Source organism: Dyella sp. (assembly GCF_036568765.1).
GTDB lineage: Bacteria > Pseudomonadota > Gammaproteobacteria > Xanthomonadales > Rhodanobacteraceae > GSA-30.
This window is the reverse complement of record NZ_DATCRY010000034.1, coordinates 1-10,410: the sequence shown is the minus strand read 5'-3', so window position 1 is coordinate 10,410 and position 10,410 is coordinate 1. Positions and strand designations below refer to the sequence as shown.

The following is a 10,410-nucleotide window of genomic DNA, read 5'->3' as shown; positions in this document are numbered from 1 at the left end:
AACCTCGCAATCGCCCGAACATAGCGAAAGCGGATCCTATCGTTGTGGGAGCGACTTCAGTCGCGACAAGGACTTGCGATAAGGCACGATCGTCGCGACGAAAGTCGCTCCCACAGAAGAGCCAGTTTTTAGAGGTTCCCTTCAGTCGCGACGGTTCGAAGCGTTACCGCGCAGGGTTCGATTCACGCAGTGGCACGTGCGTCTTCGATAATCGTGCCCACACGCAACGTGTCTTCCTCGTGCGGCGGATCACGCCACGTCTCGGCGAGCGCCTGCTCGTACCATGCACGCATCGCCGGCTGCGCAAGCATATGCGCCATATAGCCCTTGGCAGCTTGCCCTACCGGTAGACCATAAGTCTGTATGCGAAACACCACCGGCGCAAAGAACGCATCGATCGCGGTAAACGAAGCGCCTGCCAGGAAAGGACCGCCGAAGCGCTGCAACCCCTCGCTCCACAAGGCATCGATACGACCGATATCGGCCGCGACAGGCACCGGAATCTCATGGAGGCGTACGCGTATGCCGCAACTCATCAGGCAGTGATCGCGTAGCGCCTGGAAGCCGCTATGCATTTCCGCCGCGGCGCTGCGCGCCCATGCCCGCGCCGCAGAATCTGTCGGCCACACACCCGCATGCCGCTCCGCCAGGTATTCGGCGATGGACAGCGAGTCCCACACCACGATTTCGCCGTCATGCAGACACGGCACGCGGCCGCTGGGCGAAAAATCCTTGAACTGGCCGAAGCCGAGCGATTCGTCGAACGGCTGGATGCGCTCCTGGAACGGAATGCCCAGCGACTGCATCAATACCCATGGCCGCAGCGACCACGACGAGTAATTCTTATTGGCGATATAGAGCGTATACACCTTGCAACCAGCCTCCCCCTGAAGCATCAAGTATCGAGAATGACCAACGTACCGTAACTGCCCGGAGCCACGCTGTGCACGACGCCCGCGGGCACCACATATAACTCTCCGGCGCGAACGCTGATCGCTTCGTCGCCGACGGCCAGACGCATCTCGCCGTCGATCACGAATAGACCCTCCGTATAGCCGTGGGACTCCTCCGGATAGGCAGCGGCGTCCATGCGCAATAGCTTCCATTGCGCATCGCCGAATCGCGCCAGTACGCGGGAAGACCAGGCCTCCGGCAGCGCTTGGGCAGCTTCACACATGCGAACGAGGGTCATGACGATTTCGCCATCGAAGGGTCGATCGCCACAGCCGGCACAGCACGGCGACGCGCATTGACCAGCACCACACCAGCGACGGTCAGCACGCCGCCGGCCAGCGTGAGCAAGGTCGGCCGCTCGGCCAACCAGAACCAGCCGATCAGCACGGCGATCGGCGGCGACAGATACACAAAGCTGGTGACCTGCGATGCCGGAGCACGCTTGAGCGCGATATTCCAGGCGATATAGCCGATGAAGGTCGGCGCGATGCCCAGCCACGCCAGGCTGGCGATGTGCGACGCCGGCGCCTGCGCCAATGCCTCGGGCAAGCCTTGCAAACCGAAAGGTGCCGCGCCCACGGTGCCGCTGAAGAAGGTCACGGCCGTGACGCCAAGGGTGCTGCTGCGCGAGAAGTACGGTTTCTGCCCGACAAAGTAGATCGCGCAGGCCACCACGCACACCAGCACCAAAGCGGCCATCGGCTCGAAGCTCAAATGCTTGCCGGTCGTCAGCACCACCAGCACCACGCCCGCCAGCGCCACACCCAGGCCGATCAGTTTGCGCACACCAAGCCGCTCACCCAGCCAGATCGCCGACAGCGCGGCTGTCGCACCCGGCACCAGCGAAATCAGGATCGCAGCCGTACCGCTGGCGATGCGCGTTTCCGCATAACACAGGCAGAGGTGATAGACGGTCAGACCAATCAGACCCAGCACGATCAGGGCCGGCCAGTCGCGCCGTGCCGGCATCGGCACGCGCTTGACCGGCAGCAAGGCGCCGAAACAGAGCGAACCGATCAGCAACCGCGTAAAAGCCACTTGCCCGGGCGTAAACGACGCCAGGCTATAGGCAATGGCCGCGTAAGCCGACGACCAGGTCAACAGGGCGATAGCGATCGCGATCAGGGCGCGACCGTCGAGACGTTCGGTTTCCATGAAATCACCAGGCGGGGGAACGCCAATATCCTAGCGACGGCACTCCGAAGGATGAATGTGGGAACATAGGTAAATACCTTCTCTAGCCATCGATTCATAAAAAAAGGCGGCCACCGACCATGTCTTCGAAACTCGAACTGGACGCCAAGGATTGGCTGTTAATCGAAGCCCTGCAGGACGATGCCCGTCTGGGCTACGCCGAGCTAGGCCGCAAAGTACGCCTCTCTGCGCCGGCCGTGGCCGAGCGCGTCAAACGCCTGGAGGAAGGCGGCGTCATCCGTGCCTATCGCGCGGTGGTCGATCCGAAGGCCCTGGGTTTCGCCCTCGACGCGATGGTGCGTTTGCGCTGCGACGGCGGCATCTGCGCACGCGTGGGCGAACTGGTCGCCGGCATACCCGAAGTCATCACCTGTCATCGCCTTGCCGGCGAGGATTCAGCGTCGCTGCACGTGGTGGCCATGTCGGTGTCGCACCTGGAAAACATCCTCGACCGACTGCTGAAGATTCACTCGAGCGTCAGCACCACCACCCTGGTCGTTCTGCAGACCCCGCACGAAGTACGTCCGCTGACACGTACGATGTGGAGCCTGGCGCAGGAAAAATCCTGAGTCGCCTGCTGATAGGCGAAATTTGAAAGCGCTCGCCGGCCGGGATGCGCGACGCTAACGTGCCTATGCAAGGCGCCATAGCCCTGCGCACACATCGAGAACTGCGCCCACGACCTTAACTATCCCTCCCCAAAATCTTCGATCTTCTTCGACCCACCGACCCCTGAAGCTCGCCATTCTCGCGCATTATCTGGCTTGTGTGGCTCCATCGAATGCACGGAAGCATATCGTCCCGGCAATACGTAGTACGAACGATTAAGGAATTACCGCAATGAGTCTTATCACTAGCATCTTTCACTTTCCGCCGACAAAGCCAGACAAGTTCACGCCTGCACAGGATGCCGCTAGTTCGACCGCCGGGACAACCGCATCAGGAAGCGCGCCTTCTTCCAAATCGAACAGCAACAGTATTCTTAGAGCCTTTCAAGATATACGCAACGTATCGTGGTCGCTGCTCTCTTCTCTCGCCAGCCGTTGCCGCCAGCAATCGGCTCAACCCGATGCGAGCGAGAACGGCGTCACCGGTATCCGCTGGAGACCTCGGAATTTCGAAGCGACATCGACGATAGCTGGCGTGAAACCAACGATATCCTGGCCGATAGAATCGGGGCGCTGCGCCGATACCCTCCGGACGATTATCAATACCGATCCGGCCAACAACGCGGCGACACCTGCACCTGCAGAGTTCCATACTGCCGCTGGCCCGATCGCTCCAGACGATGACGTTGCCTTTGATCTTCATAGCGACTATGACGGTGCCAGCGAATACTGGAGCGCCGACGGGGACGAAATGGACTCGGCGCCTCTCAATCCCAACTCCGCCGCCGACATATCGCAAAAACCCGTCATTGGACTTCCCAAGCCTGCGGCGTCCGACAGCGTCACACGCGTCAACGACTGGCTCGCCCACAGCGCTTCCCAGCAGCTCAGAGCCTCCTCCCACAGCGGCGCTAATCATCTGCCGTGGATCGATCCGCGAGGACCAATCGATGTCTAACACCTCCCCCCCGGGGCGAGCGATGGATAGGAGAGCTCATACATGAAGCTTTGCGCGCATTGTCCGCCATCGCTGCCTCGCTCTGCCTATGGCCACTAACGAGAAAAGCTTGAAAGCGAGCTGACGCTGTCAATGCAAGACACGCATGATCTTCGAAAAGAGATATCAGAATGACAGACGTAGCATCCATCGCACCCGGGCAGAAAAGCTGGCTTCACGATCATTGGATGCCGAGAGCCAATTCGCTTGCTCACTCGGCGACATCGGAACGTTCGCCCGACTGCAAATCGGGCGACAATCGCTTCCTGCGCGCATTCCGGGATATACGTAATGCATCCCGGTCACTGCTCTCTTCGCTCGTCGATCGCTGCCTCGTACGAACGACGTATCCGGACACCGCCAAAGACAGCGTGATCGGGATAAGCTGGACCGCGAAAGATCCGGAGCCTATCGATGTGAGGCGCACCGTATCGCAGCCGCTGGAACGCCCCGCTCACAGCGATCGTGACGGGACTTCCAAATCTCGAGAATCCAATACGCCAGCAGAGCCATTATCCCCCAGGGAAGAAACCGATATCGGCACGAACGCAGGCGACGTCGCCGACGCGGTTTGCGAGTTGATCGATCTGGCTGTCCGCGCTCCGAATGGGGCATTGCTCAAGCAATACCTGTGGCAGGTATATAACGCCTACCAGGCCGTTGAGGCCAAAATCGCAGTGCGTCCTGAAACTCAGGCGCCCGACGGAGCGTCGAACGAAAGGATCGGGCGATTCAATTTCCCCGGTAACGCCAATAACCAAGCCTGGGATAACAAGACCCCAGAAATGTTCATTTAATTGTCTCCCACGGCGGCCACGCGCCGGCCTACGGCAAGCAGTGGCATACTTGGGGCTTACCTACAGGGAAGCCCCTATGCGCCCGTTATCCGCCGTCGCGTTCGCGGCATTTGTCTTGCCCCTGGCTGCCCATGCAGCCGATCCGCATTCCTACGCCCAGCCGGACACAGTCCGGGTCACCCACCTGGACCTCGACCTCAAGGTGGATTTCGCCCAGCGCGAACTCGACGGCCAAGCGACCCTGACGCTGGACTGGAAAAACCCGAAGGCACCCGCTCTGGTGCTCGATACCCGCGACCTGAAGATCGCCAGCATCGAGGCAGTGGCAGCCGACGGCAGACCCAGCCCTCTCAAGTACGTCCTGGCGCCTCGCGACAAGGAGCTGGGCAGCAAGCTGACGATCGAGGCGCCGCAGCACCCACGCATGGTGCGCATCGTCTACACGACCTCGCCGGAGGCCAGCGGCCTGCAATGGCTGACACCGGCGCAGACGGCGGACAAGAAGCTGCCTTTCATGTTCTCGCAATCCGAATCGATCCATGCGCGCTCCTGGGTGCCGCTGCAGGATTCGCCGGCCATTCGTTTCACCTACAAGGCCCACGTGACCGCGCCGAAGGATGTGCGCGTGGCCATGAGCGCGCTCAATGACGCCAAGCATCCGCTCGATGGCAGCTTCAGCTTCGAGCAGCCGCATCCGATCCCGTCCTACCTGCTGGCAGTGGCTGCCGGCGACCTGGCGGTCAAGGAAACCGGTCCGCGCTCGGCGGTTTACGCCGAGCCCAGTGTGGTCGGCAAGGCCGCCCATGAGTTCGAAGACACCGAAAAGCTGATTGCTACTACCGAGAAGCTTTACGGTCCGTACGCCTGGGGTCGCTATGACATCCTGGTGCTGCCGCCGTCGTTCCCGTTCGGCGGCATGGAAAACCCCAACATGACCTTCGCCACGCCGACCGTGCTGGTCGGCGACAAGAGCCTGGTCTCGCTGGTCTCGCATGAGCTGGCGCATTCGTGGTCGGGCAACCTGGTGACCAGCGCCGCCTGGCGCGATATCTGGTTGAACGAAGGCTTCACTACCTACGTGCAAGGCCGCATCACCGAAGCGGTGTATGGCAAGGCTCTAGCCGACGAGGAAGCGCTGCTATCGGCGCGAGGACTGGAAAAGAGTCTTGGCGAGATGCCGGAGAACGCACAAAAACTCGCGCCCGATCCGCGCGGCATCGGTGCCGACGATGCGCTGTCGGATGTTGCCTATAGCAAGGGCTCCTGGTTCCTTCGCACGCTGGAACAGCGCTTCGGCCGCGATACGTTCGACGCCTATTTGAAGGGCTATTTCGCGCATTTCGCCTTCCAGAGCATCACCACCGAACAGATGCTCGATTACTTGAAGCCCAACTTGATCGACAAGTACCCGGGCAAGATGAGCTGGGACGAGGTGAAAGCCTGGGTCTACGACGCCGGCATCCCGAAGGACGCACCGCTGCCGACTTCGCCACGTTTCGAGTCGATCGACAAGCAACGCGATGCGTTCCTTGCAGGCAAACTCGATGCCGGCAAGCTCGATGCGAAGGGCTGGAATACACAGGAATGGATGTACTTCCTCGATCGCCTGCCCGATGTCGCCCCGCTCGCCAAGCTCGAGTCGCTGGACAAGGCCTGGCATCTGACCGGCACGCCGAACGCCGAGATCGGCATGCGTTGGTACAGCCATGCCATCGCTGCCGGCGACAAGGCCGTGTGGCCGGCCGCCGCCGAACATATGACGCGGATTGGCCGCCTGTATCTGACGTTGCCACTGTACAAGGCGTTTGCCGCCACGCCGGACGGACTGGCCTTTGCCGAACAGGTCTATGCCAAGGCCAAGTCGGGCTACCATCCGCTGACGCAGCAGGCCGTAGAGAGCTTGCTGGCCAAGGCCAAGCAGCCTGCCAAGCAAGCGTGACCCGGGCTGCGGGAGCGCCGGGCTTGTCGAACCGACAGGATTTCGCATGAAGGCAACAACACGACTCGCATCGGCCATGCTTTGCGCCGCGCTGGGTTCCATGGCATGGACCGGCGCGGTGGCGCAAACCCAGCAGGCGCTGCATGACGGCTTAATCGCGCTCGACAAGACACCCGGCGGCGCACTCGACGCCGCCACGTTGCAGCGGCTGTCCGAACTCACCTCCCGCTACGGCTGGCCGACGGTCAAGAATGCCGGACGCGATGGCGTGGATGCCTTCGGGCGCCTGGTCGAACGAGCCGACAGCGATGAAGACTTCCAGGACGACGCCGAGACGCATCTGTCCACGCGCATCGGCATCGATGTCGATGCGCTTGCCTATGCGGCACTGACCGATCGCATCGAACGGGCACACGGCCGGCCGCCGCAATTCGGCACGACGCTCGCGCTGGAACACGGCAAGGTAGTGACGGCGCCGCCGGTAGCGGCCGCGCGTGCCAATGGCTATCGCGACACCGTTGGCCTGCCATTTTTGGATGTCTATCTGCAGAGCGTGCAAGCTGCGGCAGATGCTGGAAAGCCGCTGGCCGAAGCCGCGGCGGTACCTCGCCTGTCGACCGAACGACACGCCGTATCCAATCCGCAGCTGCGTAACCAGTTGCATGAAATGGTGGCCTCCGAGCAGCTGGCGCGCACCGCATACGTAGTCAATGGCATGAGGGAAGGTTCATCCGAGCGCAAGCGCATCGCCACTGTCGACGCGGCACATGCCGCACGCATCAAGGCGATCTTTGCTCGCATGGGCGTGCCCGATGCAGCAGCGGTCGGACGCAGCGGCGTGGCTGATTTCCTGCTGCTGGTCCAGCACACCGACGCGCCGTTCCAGGCGCAGGTCCTGGCCAAGATCGAACCTCTGATGCAACGCGGAGAAGTGTCGCGCCAGCAATACGCGCTGATGACTGACCATGTCCTGCTGGCACAAGGCAAAAAGCAACGTTATGGCTCGCAAGTCGAGGTCAAGGATGGCCATAGCGTCCCCTTGCCGCTGGACGACGCCGCGCATGTCGACGCACGGCGCGCAGCCATGGGCCTGAAGCCATTGAACGATTATTTACGGGAAAGCGACGCGATAGTCGCGCCCGGCCACTGATCGAATACCTAGAAACCGACCATGAACACCGCCAATAACGCCAAACCCGCGCAACGCCCTTTGTGGCAGCGCATGCTGATCCGTCGCCTGAAATTCCTCGCTATTGTGGCGGTGGTGCTCGGCGTCGCTTTCGGCGGCAGCTACCTGTTCGCACCGCAATGGCTGCTGCGTGCCGATATGGCGCGCCAGGCCATGGCAGCTCATCTGGAAACGCATTCGGTCGATGTCGGCGATACGCACTGGGTCTATTACGAAGGTGGCGGTCAAGGTTCGATTACGTTGGTGATGCTGCATGGCTTCGGTGCCGACAAGAACATTTGGCTGAAGCAGGCCAAGATTCTTGGCGAGCATTTCCATGTGATCATTCCCGACCTGCCCGGTTGGGGCGAGTCCTCGCGCGTCGATGGCGCCAGCTATAATATCGATGCTCAGGCCGCCCGTTTACAGCAGTTCGTCCAGGCCTTGCGCCTGCAGAACTTCGTGCTGATCGGACACTCGATGGGCGGCGCTGTTGCAGGCGTATACGCCGCCGATCATCCCGAGCATGTATCCGAGCTGGTGCTCATGGATGCCTTCGGACTGAAGACCGATCCGAACGACTTCTCGCGCGCCTCGCTTACGGGCAAGAACCCGTTCGATTATGACGACCGTGCCGGATTCGATCGTGCAGTAGCACTGACCTTTGCCACGCCACCGGATATTCCTTCGCGCATCGTCGATGTACTGATCAAGCGCAACATCGCCAATCGCTCGTTCAACGACAAGGTATTCAAGGAACTGACGGATCCCTCGCAATACCTGTCAGTGCAAAATCGGCTGGATAAGTTGACGATGCCCGTGCTTGGCATCTGGTGCCACGACGACAAGGTCATCGATGTTTCGGCACTGGACAGCCTGCGTAATGGCTTGAGCCATTCCAGCGCGATCAGTTCGACCATCTTGAACGGTTGTGGGCACATGCCGTTGGTGGAGAAACCGGATGAAGTGGCGCGGATTCTGACGGCGTTTGCGTTGTCGCACTAAGACAAGAGCCCCCCTCTCCCCCACCCTCTCCCCCGGCGAAGCCAGGGGAGAGGGAGCCTGACTGAGGTAGACCTCAGTAGTTCGCTCTGGCGCATCCTGCTTCTTCTCCTCCGGCGAAGCCGGGGAGAGGGAGCCTGACTGAGGCAGACCTCAGTAGTTCGCTCTGGCGCAACCTGCTTCTTCTCCTCCGGCGAAGCCGGGGAGAGGGAGCCTGACTGAGGCAGACCTCAGTAGTTCGCAGTGGCGCAACCCGCTCCCTCTCCCCTGGCTTGCCGGGGGAGAGGGTTGGGGTGAGGGGGAATGCGATGCGCAGCGAGCCGTCAATCGGCAACATCGGCAATCAGCCGATCCAGCTCCGCTTTCAATATCGCGCCGTTCTGTCGTAACCAGTCGCGCTCTTCGCGCCACTCGGGAAACAGCCCTTCCACCTGCGCCCAGAAGCGACGCGAGTGGCTGCGCACTTTCAGATGACACAACTCGTGCGCCAACACATAGCGCAGCGCGCTGGGCGGCGCCAGCGCGAGCGCAAGATCGAGATTGATGCGATCGCGCGTATCCAGGCTGCCCCACAGGCTCTTCATCGGACGAATGCGCAACGCCGTTGGCGCGAGCCCGAGCTGTGGCACATAACCGGCCAGCCAGCGCGAGACATCGCGGCGAATCTGCGCCTCGAAATACGATGCCAGCAAACCGCGCGCAACGGGCAACGCCCGCGTATGCGGGCGTGGAATGATCAACGTGATGCCGCCTTCGAACGGTTCCACCTTGGGATAGGCACCTTCGGCCCATTCCAACCGCGTGGTTTCGCCGCGAAACGGAAAATCGATGGCGATACCCAGGCGCAACGGCGGCAACGGTTTGGTGACCAGATGCAGTTCGTCGAGCTTCTGTTCCAACCAGTCGGCGTGACTACGCAGGAAGGCGCTGACCTGCGCCGGATGCGTGCCATTGGGATAGGACACTCGTGCGCCTTTCGGCGTTACCGTCAGGCGTAGCCTGCGCGAACGCGGGTGCACACTCTTGAGCACCCGGATGACGCTGCCACCCGACGTCGCCAATTCCAACCAGTCGCCTTCGAGATGCTGCGCCATGGTCTTAAGGATTCCTGCTTACTGCCCACGTGGTCACGCAATACCTACTCTACGCCTAGGCGCAAGGGCATTCTGCGGGGAACGGGCTGAAAAACTTGTCATTCCCCCGGAAGGTGCGCCCGGTTCAGGTTTCCCCGGACTCATCCGGGAAACCCGATATGGGGCAAGCTTCGCCTCTCAGCAAGACCGGGAAATGACCGCCCTGCGTCAGGCGTCAGCCGGGCGAGGCAGGCCGAACCACTCCTCCAGCTTGCCCAGCAGGCGCTCCAGCTCCAGGGTCAACAGGGCAAAACGGGCATCCATCTCGGCAGCCGCGTCCTGCTGGCTGTCACCGAGCTCATCCAGGACGGCGTCCAGGAACTTGAGCTTGCGCAGGATCAGGTCCTCGCCGAGCACGAAGCTGATCCGCTCATCGAACGTGAGACCGAGCTGGAACACCTGTTTGCCATTGCGCAGGTGCTCCTTGACCTCCTCGCTTTCCAGGTCCTGTCGGCGACAGCGGGCGATCGCTCCGGTGGCTGTGGCTGGGTCGCGCAGCTCGCATTCGTCGCCCAGGGCCAAGCCGCCGGGCAGGTTCCCGGTGGCCAGCCAGTCGGTCATCAGCACCCGCGGCCCCTCCTCGGGAGCCAGCGGTACGGCCGGGAAGCTACCCAGAGC

The 10,410-nt window shown here is 61.7% G+C and carries 11 protein-coding genes; 6 read left to right on the top strand and 5 right to left on the bottom strand.

Features of this window, described 5'->3' with window-relative positions; all coding sequences use genetic code 11:
• Positions 1-182 precede the first annotated feature (182 nt).
• Genes VIM98_RS03165 through VIM98_RS03155 form a run of 3 tightly spaced genes read right to left on the bottom strand, consistent with a single transcriptional unit; the run spans position 183 to position 2,109 of the window.
• On the bottom strand, positions 183-869 hold the full coding sequence (locus VIM98_RS03165) for a glutathione S-transferase family protein (RefSeq protein ID WP_331991642.1): 687 nt from the start codon (positions 867-869) through the stop codon (positions 183-185).
• A gap of 26 nt (positions 870-895) precedes the next feature.
• Positions 896-1,192, bottom strand: a complete 297-nt coding sequence (locus tag VIM98_RS03160; RefSeq protein WP_331991641.1) for a cupin domain-containing protein — start codon at positions 1,190-1,192, stop codon at positions 896-898.
• On the bottom strand, positions 1,189-2,109 hold the full coding sequence (locus VIM98_RS03155; RefSeq protein ID WP_331991640.1) for a DMT family transporter: 921 nt from the start codon (positions 2,107-2,109) through the stop codon (positions 1,189-1,191). Before VIM98_RS03155 ends, VIM98_RS03160 begins: the two co-directional genes overlap by 4 nt.
• Before the next feature lie 119 nt (positions 2,110-2,228).
• Here VIM98_RS03155 and VIM98_RS03150 point away from each other — a divergent pair, with 119 nt between their 5' ends.
• The 6 genes from VIM98_RS03150 (at position 2,229) to VIM98_RS03125 (ending at position 8,662) form a co-directional block, all read left to right on the top strand.
• Positions 2,229-2,717, top strand: coding sequence for an Lrp/AsnC family transcriptional regulator (locus VIM98_RS03150; protein WP_331991639.1), 489 nt, complete (start codon positions 2,229-2,231; stop codon positions 2,715-2,717).
• A gap of 271 nt (positions 2,718-2,988) precedes the next feature.
• Entirely contained in the window at positions 2,989-3,714 is a 726-nt protein-coding gene (locus tag VIM98_RS03145) for a hypothetical protein (RefSeq protein WP_331991638.1), read from the top strand.
• A gap of 227 nt (positions 3,715-3,941) precedes the next feature.
• Complete coding sequence (locus VIM98_RS03140) at positions 3,942-4,550, top strand: hypothetical protein (RefSeq protein WP_331991637.1); 609 nt, start codon at positions 3,942-3,944, stop codon at positions 4,548-4,550.
• A gap of 76 nt (positions 4,551-4,626) precedes the next feature.
• On the top strand, positions 4,627-6,489 hold the full coding sequence (locus VIM98_RS03135) for a M1 family metallopeptidase (RefSeq protein ID WP_331991636.1): 1,863 nt from the start codon (positions 4,627-4,629) through the stop codon (positions 6,487-6,489).
• Between the two features lie 46 nt (positions 6,490-6,535).
• On the top strand, positions 6,536-7,639 hold the full coding sequence (locus VIM98_RS03130) for a DUF6624 domain-containing protein (RefSeq protein WP_331991635.1): 1,104 nt from the start codon (positions 6,536-6,538) through the stop codon (positions 7,637-7,639).
• A 21-nt stretch (positions 7,640-7,660) separates the two neighbouring features.
• On the top strand, positions 7,661-8,662 hold the full coding sequence (locus VIM98_RS03125; RefSeq protein ID WP_331991634.1) for an alpha/beta hydrolase: 1,002 nt from the start codon (positions 7,661-7,663) through the stop codon (positions 8,660-8,662).
• A 320-nt stretch (positions 8,663-8,982) separates the two neighbouring features.
• On the opposite strand, the gene VIM98_RS03120 is transcribed toward VIM98_RS03125, so the two are convergent.
• Positions 8,983-9,753 carry a SprT family zinc-dependent metalloprotease gene (locus VIM98_RS03120; RefSeq protein WP_331991633.1) on the bottom strand — a complete coding sequence of 257 codons (771 nt, stop codon included), beginning with the start codon at positions 9,751-9,753 and terminating at the stop codon, positions 8,983-8,985.
• A 207-nt stretch (positions 9,754-9,960) separates the two neighbouring features.
• On the bottom strand, positions 9,961-10,410 hold a 450-nt coding region (locus VIM98_RS03115), incomplete at its 5' end, for a recombination-associated protein RdgC (protein ID WP_331991632.1).